The organism is Sphingobium boeckii, from assembly GCF_014199215.1.
Classification (GTDB): Bacteria; Pseudomonadota; Alphaproteobacteria; order Sphingomonadales; family Sphingomonadaceae; genus Sphingobium_A; species Sphingobium_A boeckii.
Window position 1 is genome coordinate 23,927 of the sequence record NZ_JACIJC010000008.1, and the last position, 15,817, is coordinate 39,743.

The 15,817-nt window shown below is 59.7% G+C and carries 14 protein-coding genes; 7 read left to right on the plus strand and 7 right to left on the minus strand.

Annotated elements, in window-relative coordinates:
* The first annotated feature begins 65 nt into the window (after positions 1 to 65).
* Positions 66 to 1,673 (plus strand): amidohydrolase, encoded by a 1,608-nt coding sequence (locus tag FHS49_RS18670; protein ID WP_184021931.1) that lies wholly within the window; start codon positions 66 to 68, stop codon positions 1,671 to 1,673.
* A gap of 28 nt (positions 1,674 to 1,701) precedes the next feature.
* Here FHS49_RS18670 and FHS49_RS18675 read toward each other — a convergent pair whose 3' ends face one another.
* Positions 1,702 to 3,030 carry a LysR family transcriptional regulator gene (locus FHS49_RS18675; RefSeq protein ID WP_184021934.1) on the minus strand — a complete coding sequence of 443 codons (1,329 nt, stop codon included), beginning with the start codon at positions 3,028 to 3,030 and terminating at the stop codon, positions 1,702 to 1,704.
* 157 nt (positions 3,031 to 3,187) lie between these two features.
* A complete protein-coding gene (locus FHS49_RS18680) occupies positions 3,188 to 4,021 on the minus strand; it encodes an amidohydrolase family protein (protein WP_184021938.1) in 834 nt (277 codons plus the stop codon).
* 154 nt (positions 4,022 to 4,175) lie between these two features.
* Here FHS49_RS18680 and FHS49_RS18685 point away from each other — a divergent pair, with 154 nt between their 5' ends.
* Complete coding sequence (locus FHS49_RS18685) at positions 4,176 to 4,928, plus strand: maleate cis-trans isomerase family protein (protein ID WP_184021941.1); 753 nt, start codon at positions 4,176 to 4,178, stop codon at positions 4,926 to 4,928.
* A gap of 15 nt (positions 4,929 to 4,943) precedes the next feature.
* Here the strand turns inward: FHS49_RS18685 and FHS49_RS18690 are convergent, their stop codons facing one another.
* Genes FHS49_RS18690 through FHS49_RS18700 form a run of 3 tightly spaced genes read right to left on the minus strand, consistent with a single transcriptional unit; the run spans position 4,944 to position 7,625 of the window.
* The gene (locus FHS49_RS18690) at positions 4,944 to 5,807 is read right to left on the minus strand and encodes a fumarylacetoacetate hydrolase family protein (RefSeq protein WP_184021944.1); all 864 of its coding nucleotides are present in this window, start codon (positions 5,805 to 5,807) and stop codon (positions 4,944 to 4,946) included.
* 12 nt (positions 5,808 to 5,819) lie between these two features.
* The gene (locus FHS49_RS18695; RefSeq protein WP_184021948.1) at positions 5,820 to 6,599 is read right to left on the minus strand and encodes an SDR family oxidoreductase; all 780 of its coding nucleotides are present in this window, start codon (positions 6,597 to 6,599) and stop codon (positions 5,820 to 5,822) included.
* 12 nt (positions 6,600 to 6,611) lie between these two features.
* The gene (locus FHS49_RS18700; protein WP_184021951.1) at positions 6,612 to 7,625 is read right to left on the minus strand and encodes an amidohydrolase family protein; all 1,014 of its coding nucleotides are present in this window, start codon (positions 7,623 to 7,625) and stop codon (positions 6,612 to 6,614) included.
* Positions 7,626 to 7,860: 235 nt separating this feature from the next.
* Here FHS49_RS18700 and FHS49_RS18705 point away from each other — a divergent pair, with 235 nt between their 5' ends.
* The 4 genes from FHS49_RS18705 (at position 7,861) to FHS49_RS18720 (ending at position 12,281) form a co-directional block, all read left to right on the plus strand.
* Positions 7,861 to 8,814, plus strand: a complete 954-nt coding sequence (locus tag FHS49_RS18705; RefSeq protein ID WP_184021954.1) for an ABC transporter substrate-binding protein — start codon at positions 7,861 to 7,863, stop codon at positions 8,812 to 8,814.
* Positions 8,815 to 8,816: 2 nt separating this feature from the next.
* Positions 8,817 to 9,728, plus strand: coding sequence for an ABC transporter substrate-binding protein (locus FHS49_RS18710; protein WP_184021957.1), 912 nt, complete (start codon positions 8,817 to 8,819; stop codon positions 9,726 to 9,728).
* Between the two features lie 15 nt (positions 9,729 to 9,743).
* Positions 9,744 to 10,664, plus strand: coding sequence for a VOC family protein (locus FHS49_RS18715; RefSeq protein WP_184021961.1), 921 nt, complete (start codon positions 9,744 to 9,746; stop codon positions 10,662 to 10,664).
* 165 nt (positions 10,665 to 10,829) lie between these two features.
* Entirely contained in the window at positions 10,830 to 12,281 is a 1,452-nt protein-coding gene (locus tag FHS49_RS18720) for an MFS transporter (RefSeq protein ID WP_343053029.1), read from the plus strand.
* Here the strand turns inward: FHS49_RS18720 and FHS49_RS18725 are convergent.
* A complete protein-coding gene (locus tag FHS49_RS18725) occupies positions 12,253 to 13,554 on the minus strand; it encodes an MFS transporter (RefSeq protein ID WP_184021967.1) in 1,302 nt (433 codons plus the stop codon). The two genes, FHS49_RS18720 and FHS49_RS18725, sit on opposite strands and share 29 nt — an antisense overlap.
* 566 nt (positions 13,555 to 14,120) lie before the next feature.
* Between FHS49_RS18725 and FHS49_RS18730 the strand changes: the two genes are divergently transcribed.
* Complete coding sequence (locus FHS49_RS18730) at positions 14,121 to 14,999, plus strand: HpcH/HpaI aldolase family protein (RefSeq protein WP_246351068.1); 879 nt, start codon at positions 14,121 to 14,123, stop codon at positions 14,997 to 14,999.
* 73 nt (positions 15,000 to 15,072) lie between these two features.
* On the opposite strand, the gene FHS49_RS18735 is transcribed toward FHS49_RS18730, so the two are convergent.
* Positions 15,073 to 15,783, minus strand: coding sequence for a cupin domain-containing protein (locus tag FHS49_RS18735; RefSeq protein WP_184021970.1), 711 nt, complete (start codon positions 15,781 to 15,783; stop codon positions 15,073 to 15,075).
* Positions 15,784 to 15,817 lie beyond the last annotated feature (34 nt).

Below are 15,817 nucleotides of genomic sequence, written 5' to 3' on the forward strand. Positions count from 1 at the left end.
GATTTGTCGGCAGTATCGGGGTAGAGCGAATGCGGTATTTCAAAGCGATCTTGATGCTCGTCGGAATGACACAGCTTTTCGGGCTGGCGCAGGCCCAGGCACCCGACTCGATCTACTTCAATGGCAAAATTGTGACCGTCGACCGGGCTTTCAGCACGCAGGAAGCGCTCGCGATCCGGGGCGATACATTCGTCGCCACCGGCACAAGCGATGATATTCGCAAGCTCGCAGGGCGGGAAACCAAATTGGTCGATCTTAGGGGGGCCACGGTCATTCCGGGTCTATCGGACAATCACGATCACCTGTGGAATTCGGCCAAATATCTTCATCGCGGCGTCGACATGATGGGCGTGACCAGCTTTGAAGAGATGAAGCGTCGCCTTTTGCTCGCAGTTTCCAAAGCAAAAAAGGGAGAGGTGATTTTCACGACGACCGGATGGGTCATTCCCACGCTTCCCACGCGCGCACAACTGGACGAAATTTCGTCCAGCGTGCCCATCGTGATCATCCGGTTCAGACGGGGTGCCGGTGTTCTGAACAGCGCTGCACTGCGCCGGATCGGCGTCAGCAAGACCAATCCCAGATTTGCCGGCGCCAAAGTGCCGGTAGATGCCCATGGCGAGCCGACCGGACTACCGCCGCATTACCCGCAAAGCGTATTGATGATCGATGCCCTGCTTCCCAAGCTTACCGAAGCGCAGAAAGACGCGATGGTGATGCGCGAAATGAAGCGCCGCAATGCACTGGGGATCACCAATATCCGCGATCTCGCCGTCTGGCCGGAAGGGGTGCAATCGTTGCAGCGTATGCGCCGGCAAGGGAAGCTTACCCTGCGTATTTCTCTGGGTGTCGAATTCCCCGACGCAGACAATAGCGCGCGGCACCTAAAGCGCCTCCCCCGGTTGAAACGTGACGATCCTTGGCTTTTCCTCGATTCCATGGGGGAGGAGCCTTGGACACCGGGAGTCGTTTCGCTGGAAGCATTTACGAAACTCGGCCGCGATCTCGCCACCCTTGGCTGGCGGCCGGCGCCGCATGTGAGTTCCGACGCGGCATTGGGGACCACGGCGGATCAAGCGACCGACGACACGCTCACCGCCTATGAAACGATAGATCGGGAAAGCGCCCTGGCGCAAAAGCGATGGTATCTCGAACATGTGCCGCTATCGACACCGGCTCAGATGGTTAGGATGGCAAAGCTCCATCTGCTCATTTCCACGCAATATGCGGGCTATCAATCCCTGCCCGGCACCAACCTTGGTGCCGAGCGGATGGCGCATTACAATCCAATCCGTGGATTTCTCGACCATGGTCTGCTCGTCATCGGCGGCAGCGATACCCAAGGCCCGTCTGCCACGGAGATGGAGCCGAACAACCCGATGATTCCCTTCTATTTTTATGTCACGCGCAAAATGAAGAGTGGAAACACCTTTGCGCCGCTGGAAAAGATCGGTCGCGACGAGGCGCTGCGTATTCTTACCGTGAATTCCGCCATGGCGGCGTTTCAGGAAAAGACGAGAGGTGCGATCGCGCCGGGGATGCTGGCGGATTTCGTGATCCTCAATCAAGATTTGATGACGATATCAGACGATCAGATTCGCGACACGCGCCCGCTCGCGACATTCGTAGGCGGACGGCAGGTCTATGCTGCCCCTGAATTTCAACGCCGCTAGACGCGGCTCAACGGCGCTTGTTAGCGCGTCAAAGAACGCCTGCACGCAAGCTTTGCGGATTTCGACGTTCACGAACCGCAGGGCTCAATCTGCCCGGCACCGCGCGAGGCTTGCGGGCGATTCCGGCCTTCATTCGCACCAGTTCGTCTGCCTCTATGTCCTGGAATGCCCGTGCGTGTTCGTGGAGAAGATCGAGAAATGCCTGCTTCTCCTCGCAGGGCACCCAGCCCTGGCGCGTCGTAATGCCGATCACGGGGACGGATTCAAGGCATGGATAAGGCAGAGCGGCGAAAAGGCCGGTCTCTTCTTCCGCCCGAAGCTCGGACCGTGTGAGCAACGTGAGCCGATCGCTCTGCGTTACTGCCATTCGGATCGTGGCGAGAGAGTGGGTTTCGATCGTTGTCGTGGGCGCTCGCCCCACCGACGCAAAGAGTCTGCTGAATGCGGCGTGACGGGGCGCGCCCTGATTGGCGACCACCCAATCATATTCCAGCAGGTCGGCCACGCCGATCTTCTTCTTGCGCGTCAGGGGATGGCCTTGGCGCGCCACGATTACATAGGGATCCGAGAATAAGGGAACATCCACCAGATCTTCCGCGGGCGCCTTGAGCACGCCGACGATGAAATCGAGCGATCCGGCGCGAAGCTGGTGGCGCAAATGCGCAAAGGGCGCATGGACGGCCCGGACGATCGTATCGGGATGGCAACGGGTGAATTGCACCATCACCGAACCGAGCAAGGTGGCTGGATCGAGCATAAGCGCACCGAAACGCACGCAACGATGGACGGCATCCTGGCCGGCGCGAATTTCGTCGCAAATCTCGTCAATTTCATGGGCCGCAAGCTGGAAGCGACTGGCCAGCAGATCACCGGCGTCCGTCGTCATGACCCCCGTGGCGGCGCGATGATACAGCGTTGCGCCTACATTGCATTCCAGATCGCGTGCTGCGCGATGCAGAGAGGCTTGCGATATCCCAAGGAAGTTTGCCGCCTGCGCCTGAGACTGGCTCTTGGATATCGCGATCAGCGCCCGGACTTGCGCCCGCGTGATCTTGCCCATCCGCCGCAGCATTGCCGCATGATCGCCACACGGCGAAATCTGGCGCAAGGCATCCTCAATGCCACGAAACAGACGACCGGTCGCCTCCAGATACAATTGCCCGGCCTTGGTGAGATAGGTGCCCGTTATGCGTCGCTCGAAAAGAGGTGCGCCCGCACCGGCTTCCAGCTTGGCGATCGTCTGGGTGACCGCAGGCTGCGTAAGATGGATTTCAGCCGCCGCCCGCGTGATGCTGTTAAGCCGCGCAACGGCCTCGAGCGCCTGCAGGTGGCGCAGACTAGGAACCGCGTCCAACATAAAAATATCCTCTCCGGCTGTGACTGATCACATTTCCAGATGCTTGGCGAGAGTATTTAGCTTTTTCTTATGTTCAATGACGGCGTTCGCATGATGCAGTGCGGCATATGGGTATGAGCCGTATTCGCTCAAATGGCCCATAATCCGGCGTTCCGCGCTAGGCGCTCACCTCATCCATCCCGTTGACATCCCACCGCAGCCAGCGGCTCAACCCGTCCCCCATAACGAGATTGCGATTCTGGGGCGAGAGATGATCGAGATCCTCGCTGAGCATGGTGACGCATTCACGATACGAACACGTCATGCGCGAAAGGTCCGTTCCCCAGAAGACACGATCAGCGCCGAAAGCCGATAGCACCTGCGCGACATAAGGGTGAAGCGAGCGGAATGGATAGGGTTCGCCCTCGGCATATCCTGGAAGACCCGCGGCCTTCACCGCGACATTATCGAACCGGGCCATCGCCAGCAACTCGGGCAAATGTTCGAATGCTTGTGCACCCTTGGCCCCGCGCGGCACCGCGAGATGATCGACGATGATCCGCAGCTTCGGATGACGCGCGGCCAGCGCAGCCACGAAGGGCAAAAGCCCCGGCACGAGCAGCATGATCGGCAGATCCTCCGCTTCTGCCGCATCCCAAAACCAGTCGGCGGCTCCGCTGATCAACATGGCGCGCGTGTCTGGGCGGTTGAAGCTGAGCCGTGCCCCGATCATTCCGGGTTGAGCCCGCCACCGCTGGAGTTCGTCCCGCGTCATTTCCGGCGACAGGCTCAGCAGACCCATCACGGCAAAGCGGTCCGGATATCGCTGGGCAGCCTCCAGGGATGGCGCATTGCCGCGCGGATCCCATGTGGGCGGCACCAGAATAGCCTTGTCCACGCCGGCGACCGCCATATCGGCGAGAAGCTCCTCGGCGGAATATGGCGATTGCCGATGATGATGGGGTGGCTTTCCGCCATCCCAGACGTGAACCTGAGAATCAATTACGAGCAAGCCCGCTCTCCTTATTCGGCGTTGCACTCGCTAGATAATCCGATGACACGCGTGCACTTCGATAAGAAAAGGCGGGCCCCCTATTAGTTCGTCATCCTTAGTCTTGTTAGTGTTGGGCGCAGGGACAATTAGCAGGTTCGCAAGGAGATAATTTATGGCCAGCCGTCGCATAGGTATCGTCGTGCCTTCACTGAATACGATCGTCGAAGACGATCTGAGAAGGTTTCTGCCAGCAGACATCGGCTATCACATCGCCCGCCTCCGGCTGCGCAAGACGGCCGGGAAGGTGACACGCGAGGCGTTGGTCGAGGCAGCGGGTGAAGCGATCGAGCAGTGCACCTTGCTTGCCGATGCCGATCTGGACGCGATCGCCTTCAACTGCACGGGCGCGAGCATCACCGGTGGCCCCGAGGGTGCCAGAAAGCTGGCCGATGACATCACGCTCGCAACCAGCGCGCCTGCAACCACGACGGCTTTGGCCGTGGTCGCCGCCCTCCGCGCCGTCGGGGCAACCAAGATCGTGCATATATGCCCCTTTGCACCCGAGTTCGCGCAGGATGAGGCGACGTTCCTGCGGGATTCAGGGTTTGAAGTGGTGGGCTCGCGCGGCCTGGGTTTCACCGACGCCAAAGTGGCGGCGCAGATGTCGCCGGAAGAAATCATCGAAATCATCGCAGCGACCGACATAAGGGATGCGGATGCGATCTTCCTCGCCTGCGCCAACGTCCGCGCGACAGAAGCTGTGGCAGCGCTGGAGGCCCGCTTTGGCAAGCCAGTGATCGCGAGCAATCAGGCTGTGATCTGGGCGCTGGTTCAGATGGTCGGCGGTGGAGCGGTCTTAGATGCCGGAGCGCTATTCGATCACTCCCTGTCGATCGCGCCGACGCTGGACGTGGATGCCGCCTAGCGCCGGCGCGGCTCCTTAGCCCTCCGCCATCACGGGGTTCGACAGCCGTCCCACGCCTTCGATCTCGATCTCGCAACGATCACCCGCCTTCATCCACAAAGGCGGCTTGCGGGAGAAGCCAACCCCGCTCGGCGTTCCGGTTGCCAGCACGTCGCCGGGCACCAGCGGGGCCACGATGGAAGCGTAAGCGATGAAGGCGGGAATCTTGAACAGCATGTCACGGGTATTGCCGTCCTGAACCAACTGGCCGTTGAGCCAGGTTTTGACGGAGAGATTATCGACATCGGCGATCTCGTCAGCCGTCACCATCTGTGGCCCGAGGGCCGCCGTCTGGTAGAAATTCTTCCCCGGCGTGATCTGCTTGGTATGAAACTGCCAGTCGCGGATGCTGCCGTCATTGAAAACGGCAAAGCCGGCGACATGGCTCATGGCATCGGCTTCCGAGATATTGCGCCCCCCCTTGCCGATGATGACGGCAAGCTCCCCTTCATAATCGAACTGCTCGGAGGCGGCTGGTGCCCTTAGCGGCTGCTGATGCCCGGTCATGGAATCCGCGGCGCGCAGGAACAAGGCCGGTTTCTTGGGCAATTCCTGAACCCGACCGGCAGACTCGACCTCCTTGTGATGCTCGACATAGTTGAGCGCGAGGCACCATAAGTGCATCGGATTGGGGATCACGGGCAGATAGCTGATAGCATCGAACGCAACATCCGCGGCCTGATCGGCCAATGCGGCCGCACGATCGAGCGCGTCTGCAGCCAGCAGCTTTTTGAGCGTGGGAAATTCACTGCCAAGATGCTTGCCCAGATCGATGATGCCATCGGCCCGGGCTATACCGTAACTCGCACGACCGTTATGTTCAAAGCTGATGAGTTTCATGGAATGATATCCTTAGACGAGGCCGCGATAGCTGCCGCCATCGAGTTGCAGGTTCTGACCGGAAATGAAGCTCGCCTGAGCCGAGCAGAAATAGGCGCACGCATCGCCGAAGTCGGCGGGATCACCCAGACGCTTGGCCGCGATCGTATCCGCGATCTCGGCATAAGCCTCCTCTAAGGTGATGCCGCGGAGCTTCACCTGACGCTCCGCCATGAATTTCTGGCGATCCGTGTTGAACCGTTCGGGCAACAGGTTGTTGATCGTGACATTATCGACGACCGTATCGCGCTGGAGCGACTTCGATAGTGCAGTCAATCCGGTGCGAACCGCGGTGGACAGCCCCATGGTCGGGCTGGGTGATTTCACCATCGCGGATGTGATGTTGATAATTCGCCCCCATTTGCGGGCGCGCATACCCGGCACAACCGCCTTGATGAGGAATATGGGTGCCAGCATGTTGGCATGGATTCCCTTCATCCAATCATCATAGCTCCAATCGTCGAGCTTGCCCGGCGGCGGCCCGGCATTGTTATTGACCAGGATATCGGGTTCGGGGCAGGCGGCGAGCAAGGTTGCGCGGCCATCCTCGGTGTCGATATCGGCAACCACCGCCGTGACTTGAGCTCCCGTCTGAGCCCTGATCGTTTCGGCCGCCCCGGCAAGCCGCGATTCGTCGCGGCCGTTGATGAACACCACCGCCCCTTCGCGCGCCAACGATGTGGCGCAAGCAAGGCCAAGCCCTTTTGACGATGCACAGACGATGGCTTTGCGGCCCGTGATACCCAGATCCATCTTTATCTCCGTTCAGAGGCCGCGCGCGCGCAGCTTTTCATTCAGATGCGGAAACACCCGCCTGGCATTGCCTTCGAAAATCTGTGCGCGATCGGCGTCGCTCAAAAAGGCGGCGTTATCCACATAACGCTTGGTATCATCGAAGTTGAAACCGGTTCGCGGATCGATCCCCTTCACGGCACCGATCATCTCCGAGCCGAACAGCACGTTCTTCGCCGGAATCACATGGGTCAGCAGGTCGATCCCCGGCTGATGATAGACGCACGTATCAAAATAGACATTCTTGAGCAGACCGTCTTCGAGTTCGTCCCGCCCCATGTCGAGCGCCAGCCCACGATAACGACCCCAGTGATAGGGCACCGCGCCGCCGCCGTGCGGGATGATGAGGCGCAATTGGGGGAAATCCGCGAACAGATCGTTCTGGATCAACTGCATGAACGTGGTCGTATCGCCATTGATGTAATGCGCACCCGTGTGATGGACGCCCGGCGCGCAGGAGCCGCTGACATGGATCATTGCCGGCACATCCAGCGCGGCCATCGCTTCATATATCGGGTAATAGCTTGGGTCCGTCAGTGGCGGCACGGTCCAATGCCCGCCGGAGGCATCAGGATTGAGATTGCAGCCAATAAATCCCAATTCCTCCACGCACCGCTTCAATTCATCAGCGCACGCCTCGGTCGACGCACCGGGCGACTGGGGCAATTGGCAGACGCCGACGAAATTATCGGGAAACATATCGCAAACGCGCGCGATGATGTCGTTGCAGACGCGGGACCAGGCGATGCTGGTCTCTAGATCGCCCAGATGGTGCCCCATCTGCCCCGCAATCGGCGAGAAAATGGTCATATCCGCATTGCGCTCACGCTGTTGCCTGAGTTGACCGCCCTCTATGCTTTCGCGAAGTTCATCGTCGCTTATCGCGGGGCCGGCAGCATTGGGCTTTTCGCCGGCCAGTTGCGCTTGCCGCCAGGCGTGAAGGGTTTTGGGCACGGTCGTATAATGTCCGTGGCAATCAATGATCATTTCCGCTCCCGCACTGCTCAATCTTCGCGTTTCCTGACCTTAGTGCGTTCGGCGCCCCAAGCTGCAATTACAAAGGTGCGGGGAGCGATAAGCAAAGCGGAAGCCGCGTGCGGCTGTGGCACCTCCGAATTTATGCCCTCGCATGGTCTTCATATTATCGTCCGAAATGCCGGCGTGCTTTCCCATCTGGAGCAGCCGCGCCCGTTATGGCCGGCGAATTGAACCAGAGGTAAAAATGACATTGCGGCTGCGCACGGTGCTTGGTCCTCACGGCCAGACCGCCGGATTGAAATCCGGTGAGATCACGGTCCAAGGTGCCACGCTCGATTTCGAGACCTTCAAGCGGATGCCGGACGCCTATCGCCGCATGGCGCGCACCGCCGAATTCGACGTGTGCGAACTGGCACCGACAACCTATCTGATTGCGCGCGCCAAGGGGGTGCCGATCACGGCATTGCCGATCCCGATGACGCGCCGTTTCCGTCATGCCGGCCTGGTGCGCCGCGAGGGTTCTCCCATAAGCGAGCCCAAGGATCTGGAAGGCAAGCGCGTCGGCATCCGCGCTTATACGGTCACCGCCGGGACATGGACCCGTGGCGTGCTCGCCGAGGAATATGGGCTGGACACTTCGAAGGTGCATTGGATCACCGAGGAAGAGGAAAATATCCCGGACGCCGATCTGCCACCCAATGTCACGCGCGTGGACGAGAAACTGTCTGCCTTGTTTGCGCGTGGTGAGCTTGATGCGGGATTTGCCGGCCTGGCAGGGATCGGCGACCCTCCCGAAGGCGAAAGCTATATCGACATGTTTGATAAGCCCGCGCCCCTGGAGGCCGCCTGGTTCAAGAAGACCGGCATCTATCCAATTCATGGGCTGATCACCGTAAGGAACGACGTGTTGGCGGCCAATCCGGAACTGCCGCAGGCATTGATGGATGCGTTCGTCGCGGCGAAGACGCTTTATCTGGCTGATGTGTTCGCCGGTGTCCGCGATGAAGCGGAAGATCGCCGTTATCGCAAGCTCGCCGATTTGGTCGGCGATCCATTGCCCTACGGCTTTACCGCCAACAAGCCATCGCTCGAGGCGTTGGTGCGCTATTCCGAGGATCAGGGATTCATCAAGAACATGCCTTCGCTCGAGGCGCTCTTTCTGCCCATCGAACCCGCCAGCAAGAATCAGGAGAATTGAAGGTGTACGGTGACGGCAAGCTCAAACTGCGTGCGCTGATCGGTGAATATCCCAAAACGCAGGCGCTGCGCGAGGCGCGCATCGCTTCGGACATCATCGAACTCGATATCGCCGACATCGCTCAGGCTCCCAAGGGGTTCAAGCCGCTGGTGCGCGAACTGGCGTTCGATGTGGCCGAAGTATCGATCATCACTTTTCTTCAGGCCAAGGCGGCCGGCAAGCCCTATGCGCTGCTGCCCTATGTCGTGAACGGAAAATTCCACCATGACAGTCTGCTGGTATCGACCAATGCAGGCATTGAAACGCCGAAGGATCTCGAAGGCAAGCGCATCGGTATGCGGATGTATTCGCAGACGACGCCCACCTGGGTCCGCGGCTTTCTGCAGAATGATTATGGGGTTGATCTGTCCACGATCGAATGGGTTACGTTCGAGGAACCGCATGTTCAGGAATTTCCGGATCCGCCTGGCGTGGTGCGTGGAGAGAAAGGCAAGCAACTGTTCGATATGCTGGTGGGCGGCGAGCTTCACGCGGCCTTTATCAGCGGCGCGCCCGAAGACCCGCGGGTGCGCAAATTGCTTGCAGATCCCGCTTCGGCCGCTGCGGACTGGAGCCGGACACATCATGGCGCAGTGCCGATCAATCACATGCTCGCCGTGCGACAGGAGCTTCTGGATGAGCGCCCCGATGCCGTGCGCGAATTCTTCCGTTTGCTGCACGATGCGCGCATGGCCATGGATCCCGCACCCACCACGGCCATGCTCGATCGCGAACCCTATGGCGTTGACAAGGTTCGCACCGCGGTCGATCTCGCCAATCTCTATGCGGTGCAACAGGGCTTGATCCCGCGCGCCTACAGCGTTGATGAATTATTCGACGAATTTACCGCATCGCTCGGCAACGATAAGCGGTAAGGACCGGAGAGACACATGCCCGTTATCAAAGCCCGCAACATTGCCTGGTGCCGCCTGAGGGCACCCGATCTCGACAAGATGGAGCAATTCCTGGTCGATTTCGGTCTGGTCACCGCACTCAAGACCGAGACCGCGCTCTATATGCGCGGAAACGGGGCACGGCCCTTTATCCACATCACCGAAAAGGGTGACCCGGGCTTTATCGGTTTTGCCTATGAGGCGGGCACTGCCGAGGATCTCGAGAAAGTCGCCCAGCTCCCCGGCGCATCCGCGATTGAGGATATGGACGTGCCAGGCGGTGGCCGGCGCGTCGTGCTGCGCGAACCCAACGGGTATCAGATCGAAGTCGTGCATGGCATGGCCACGGCGGACGAGATCGATTGCGATCCCAAGATGCGGCGTTCTTTCGATCCTTATGCGCGCAAGGGGCCGGCGCGGGTGCGTCGCGTGGCGCACGGCGTTTTCGCGACGCCGATCGTCGAGGAAACGCTCGCATGGTTCCATGAAACGCTGGGCTTCATCAAGACCGACGAGCTGCGTCTCAAGGATTCGAACGCGCTGATCGGCGCCTTTTACCGGATCGATGCCGGTGATGAGCCGGTCGATCATCACGTCATTTTCGTCAACCGGAACGCGCGTGCGGGAATGCACCACGTCTCTTTCGAGGTGGAGGATGTAAACGACGTCTTCTTCGGTCACGATCATTTGAAGACGGTCGGCGACTATGAACATATCCGCGGCATTTCCCGCCATGCGCTCGGCAGCCAGATATTCGATTATTGGGTCTCGCCCTGGGATCAGATGCACGAACATTGGAGCAGCAACGAACGCTTCAACGCATCGAGCGCTTCGCATATCGTGCCGATCGGGCCAGGGCTGGCGCATGATTCGGGGGAGAAGCCGAGCGAGCGGTTTACCAAGCAGGTCACGCAATAAGCCGCCGCGCGCGCCCCATATTACCAGTCGGGGTGCGGGCTGACACCACTTCACCGCCCACGCTGAGTTGACCAGATGTTTGAACTATACCGCCGGATCATTCCTGTCCTCAAGTCAGGATTTCGGCGGCCAAGGGCAGTCGATCCCGATATTGAGAGCAATATCGTGACCAAAACACTGCCGGCCATACAGGCGGATGCGCCGCCGGTGGTGCGCGACTATCGGCTGATCGCCCTGATCATTGCCAGCGCGCTGTTCATGGAAAATCTGGACGCAACCGTGCTGACCACGGCACTGCCGACGCTGGCGCGCGACTTTGGCGTCACGCCTCCCGCGGTCAGTGTTACGGTCACTGCCTATCTACTCGCGCTGGCGGTGTTCGTGCCGGTATCCGGCTACATGGCCGACCGATTTGGAGCACGCAACGTGTTCCGAAGCGCTATCCTGATCTTCATGGCCGGTTCGCTGGTGTGCGCGCTTGCGCCCTCGCTGCTCACGATCGCGGTCGCGCGCTTCGTTCAGGGGATGGGCGGCGCGATGATGGTGCCCGTAGGCCGTCTCGTGCTGCTGCGCTCAGTCGAAAAGAATGAGTTCGTCGCGTCGCAGGCGTGGCTGCTTATGCCGGGGTTGCTGGGCACTATCCTGGGTCCGCCGGTTGGCGGATTCATCGTCACATTTCTCGACTGGCGCTGGATCTTCTGGATCAACCTGCCAATCGGTGCGGTCGGGATCTATCTGATCGGCCGCTTCATCCCCGAGTTGCGCAGCAGCACCTCACGCCGGTTCGACGGGACGGGGTTCGTCGTATCTGGACTGGCGCTCAGCGCGCTGATGTTCGGTTTCGAACTGGCAGGTCCGGCGCACGAACCTCATCTTGGGTGGCCCCTCATCCTATTGGGCGCTGTGATGGTCGTCGTCTATCTCTGGCATTCGAGCCGATCATCCGATCCCATTCTCGATCTGTCCTTATTGCGCATTCCGACATTTCGTCTGGCCATGATCGGCGGTTCGCTCACGCGGATCACGCAGGGCGCGCAGCCCTATCTGCTGTCGCTTATGATGCAGCTCGGATTCGGCTTCACGGCGTTTCAAAGTGGCGCGATCACGCTCGCGACCGCGCTGGGCACTTTTGCCATGAAAAGCCAGGTTGTCAGGATCCTGCGTCACCTGGGCTTTCGCAATGGCCTCGTGCTGATGGGTCTGCTTGGCGGGTGCACTTATGCTGCCTGCGGGTTTTTTCAGCCGGGTTGGCCTGTGTCCGCGATGTTCTGCGTTCTGGTGCTCGCGGGCTTCTTCATGTCTTTCCAGTTCACCGCCTATAATACGATCGCCTATGATGAGATCCCGGCAGACCGCATGAGCAGCGCCACCAGCTTCTACTCCACTTTCCAGCAGTTGACGCTCTCGCTTGGGATCTGCACCGCAGCCACGGTGCTCCAGCTCATGGCGGCAAGGGAAGGGTCAGAAGATCCTGATTTTACCGATTTTTCACTGGCGTTCTGGGTGGTCACCGGCATTTCCTTATGCTCCTTTTTCGCCAACATCCGTTTCCATCCCCAGGCCGGTGCCGAATTGGCGCGCCGCTCGGCTAACGCCTCGTCAACCCCGGCCGGATGAAGGCATAGGCGCCGGCTGCGATCACGAAGAGAATGGCGATAAAGCCGAACCCAGCAAAGACGGCGGTGATGGTCATCTCCGGCTTCAAGACGTTCGAAGCGCCGATCGCGAGACCGAAGCCCAGAGGACCGACGACCTTGCCCACGCCACCAGCGGCATAGCTGATGCCGGATGACCGTCCACGCGCCGCCGCCGGGAAAATCTCGGCCGTGTAAGCCGCCAGCACCGCAAAGGAGGCATCGGCGAAAACGAAGGCCAGCCCGAGCGCCATCCAGAAATGCTCCTGCCCGACGATCACGCCCCGCGCCACGAAGCTGGCGAGCATGACGCTCAACGCCGCCCCGATGCACACCGAGATGCCGGCGCGGCGTCGCCCGACCCGATCGGAAATGGCACCGATACATAGCCGCGAAGTCATCCCGATCGCAGCAATGATGATCATCAGCTTCGCCGCTTCACCTGGGGCAATGCCCTGAACCTGAACGATCAGAGTGGGCGACCACATGACCAGCGCGGTATAGGCCGTCACCGTACCGAAGTTGGTGACGATCCCGGCGATGAGTGCTGCAGTGTCTGATTTGGCTTTGGCCGCGCCGCTCGCCGCAGGTGCCGTCCACACGATCTCCGGATCGCCCGAAGTCCAGCGCAGCGCTTTGGTGGCTTCATCCACCCGGCCTTTGCCGCCCAACCAGCTCGGTGATTCAGGCAGTGCCTTCAAGGCGATGATCGCCAGAAAGCCGGGCAGAGTGCCGAGCAGGAACAGCCCCCGCCAACCTAGAACATCCGTCATCGTCGCAGCGCTCAACGCGCCCAATACCAGACCACTCGCCGCGGCTGTTGAGAGAAAGCCGCTCGCAAAGCCCTTGCGGCTCGCAGGCACGATCTCTTGCACCAGGATGATCGGCACGAAAAATCCGCCGACGCCAAGCCCGACAAGCGCCCGGACGGAGGCGAGATAGACCCAATTCCCCTCGGGCGTGAAAGCGAGCAGCAGGCTCGCCGTAGCCGTGACGAGAAGAGAGGCGACAAAGGCCAGTTTGCGGCCATAGCGATCGGCCACCGCACCCCATATCAAAGATCCCGCAAGCCCTCCCAGACCGGAGGAAAGAAGAACGGTGGCGGACTCGCCGACACTGAGTGCCCAGGGCTTCACAATGAAGGCCAGCACGAACGCGATCACGTAATTGTCGAAGAATTCAAACATCGCGCCCAGCGCGAAGATCGCGATCACCCGCCACTGACGGCTGTTGAGCCGTTCTTGTGGTCCCGACATTACATTTGCACTCATCCGAAAACCCTCAGCACAGCGTCAACGATGGAAACAAGCGCGTTCGGCGAGACGCGACCTCCCGGGATTTCAATGTGCGATGATGTGGGCAAGCTCTTCTCCTTCGCGCGTTCATAGCGCGCATTTTTTTTGAACCGGTGACATTATCGCGGCTGACGATGACGTAGCGTCGGCGGAATTTTTAGCCAATAGCGGCTGCCAGGCGCAGAATTTCTCCACATCGCACACGCCTCCCAGCCCGTCGAAGATGCCGGCTCTGACCGACGTCCTGTGCCGTTCTCAACGGTATCCTGATCAAGTTTTCGATATAATAAAATCGTCTGCTCAGTGCATAACATTGGTGTCATGCTGTCATCGCAGCGGATTGCCGATAATCCGTTTAGCAAAACCTTATGCTCCGGCATGGCAATCGCATCGTCATTTCTTCGGCACACTCCGCTATCCGAAGGGCGGTGTCAGTCCGGCCCGTGATACGATCCGTACATCGGCAAGGTCGCAGGTCGGATTTCATTGGAGGCGGACATCCGCCTGCAACATGATGGAGAGTGTGCATGGAAATTGATTTGGCGTCGACGCGCCTTAACGGTGTAATCCGTCAGCTTGAGGCCGGAAAGCCCGCTTTCACGTCATTCATCTATGCGGAAAAGGAATCCGCCATCACGTTCAGCCAGTCGCCGAATGACGGAGTGATTTTTGAGCTGGAACATAATCCGTGGGATATCTCCGCGCTGAGAGATTCGCTTCAGTTCATGTTGAACCGGCGCCAGATGGTCCAGTCCGGATCGCTCGCACCCAAGGTGACCCCGATGGCCCGCATTCCTGCGAGTGGCGATGAAAAGAACCAATGGTTCGCCAAACAGGCGCTCGATTTGGGATGTTACGGGATCGTGTGGCCGCGGATCAGCACGGTTGATCAGGCGTATCACGCCGTTGCCGCCTGTCGCTATGCGCGCCTTCAGGACAAACCGCTTTATCATCCCGCAGGGCTTCGTGGCGATGGCCCTATGGCGGCGGCGCGCTATTGGGGGCTGACCCAGCAGGAATATTATCGCAAGGCGGATGTCTGGCCGCTCAATCCCGAGGGCGAAATTCTGGTCATCCTGATGATCGAAGATACCAAAGGCATCGAAAATCTCGATGCGATCCTGTCACAGGTGCCAGGCGTGGGCGTTGTGCTTTTCGGCGAAGGCGATCTCAGTCAGGAACTCGGCGTGCCCCGGCAATATGATCACCCGCTCGTGCTGGATGCGCTGGCGGAGGTGCGCCGGATCTGCAAGCGGCATAATGTCGCGATCGGGCATCCCCATGTGAACGCCAACAATGTCGAGCGCCTGCTCGATGAGGGATTCAACTTCCTGATGACATTCCCGCTGCGGGATTTTTCGGCAATCAACAAAGGCATCGCATACGCCGGAAGCCATACGGGCTGATCGCCGGCAGACAATCGGTTCGATGGAGCAGGGCGAGCGTATCGATGATGCGCTCGCCCTGCTCCATAGGCGCTTATTTCAGTTCGAATTCGACAAGCTCGACCGTCGTCGTGCCGATGTTGCGCACGACGCGTTTTGGTCCTGCATCCTGCCAGAAGAAATCGCCCGGATCGAGGAACATGCCCCGATCGCGCTTGCCCTCTGAAATCTCCGCAATATCACCGCCCTTGACGACGATGCGCATTCCGGGTGCCGTTTGCGAAATGGCCGGCGCACTTTGCCCGGGGGCGAGGATCAAACGCCAGGCGCGGACACGATCATTGTCGAGCACCTGCGTATAGCCCTCGCGAGGCTGCGGATTGAAGCCGTAAGGCGACGGGCTTTTGAACACGGCCTGAAGCACCTTCATGGTGGTGGCGCCGCCATTCTGCCCGCGATTGATGAGCTGCTTCTTGGTGAAATTGCTGAAGGATACGTCGCCCATATACGGACCCTTCCCGTTCGGACGGATCCGGTGCACCGGTTCACCCGGCTCCTGGCCCTCCGCCTCGGCCGGATAGTCGGCCATGTACACACTGATCTGATCCTGGCGATGATGGTGGAAATCGGATCCACGCCCAGGCGGCATTTGAACCTTCAGCAAGGTGATGAACTCATTGCTGAAAACGGGCACATGATAAGCGGAATCAACAAGCTCGACCGCCTCGTGGGTCGGCTGCGACAAAGCCACGCCGCCCATTGGCAGCAAGGCAAGAGCGCAAATCTTGAACAACGCTGAACGCATGAACTATCATCCTCTCACGCTTCCGGGCCGCCCT

Bases quoted from the DNA above. Each gene is read 5' to 3' on its own strand.
- FHS49_RS18670 (WP_184021931.1), top strand. From the start codon at position 66: ATGACACAGCTTTTCGGGCTGGCGCAGGCCCAGGCACCCGACTCGATC.
- FHS49_RS18685 (WP_184021941.1), top strand. From the start codon at position 4,176: ATGGCCAGCCGTCGCATAGGTATCGTCGTGCCTTCACTGAATACGATC.
- FHS49_RS18695 (WP_184021948.1), bottom strand. From the start codon at position 6,599: ATGGATCTGGGTATCACGGGCCGCAAAGCCATCGTCTGTGCATCGTCA.
- FHS49_RS18735 (WP_184021970.1), bottom strand. From the start codon at position 15,783: ATGCGTTCAGCGTTGTTCAAGATTTGCGCTCTTGCCTTGCTGCCAATG.
- FHS49_RS18675 (WP_184021934.1), bottom strand. From the start codon at position 3,030: ATGTTGGACGCGGTTCCTAGTCTGCGCCACCTGCAGGCGCTCGAGGCC.
- FHS49_RS18700 (WP_184021951.1), bottom strand. From the start codon at position 7,625: ATGATCATTGATTGCCACGGACATTATACGACCGTGCCCAAAACCCTT.
- FHS49_RS18730 (WP_246351068.1), top strand. From the start codon at position 14,121: ATGGAAATTGATTTGGCGTCGACGCGCCTTAACGGTGTAATCCGTCAG.
- FHS49_RS18705 (WP_184021954.1), top strand. From the start codon at position 7,861: ATGACATTGCGGCTGCGCACGGTGCTTGGTCCTCACGGCCAGACCGCC.
- FHS49_RS18715 (WP_184021961.1), top strand. From the start codon at position 9,744: ATGCCCGTTATCAAAGCCCGCAACATTGCCTGGTGCCGCCTGAGGGCA.
- FHS49_RS18690 (WP_184021944.1), bottom strand. From the start codon at position 5,807: ATGAAACTCATCAGCTTTGAACATAACGGTCGTGCGAGTTACGGTATA.
- FHS49_RS18725 (WP_184021967.1), bottom strand. From the start codon at position 13,554: ATGTCGGGACCACAAGAACGGCTCAACAGCCGTCAGTGGCGGGTGATC.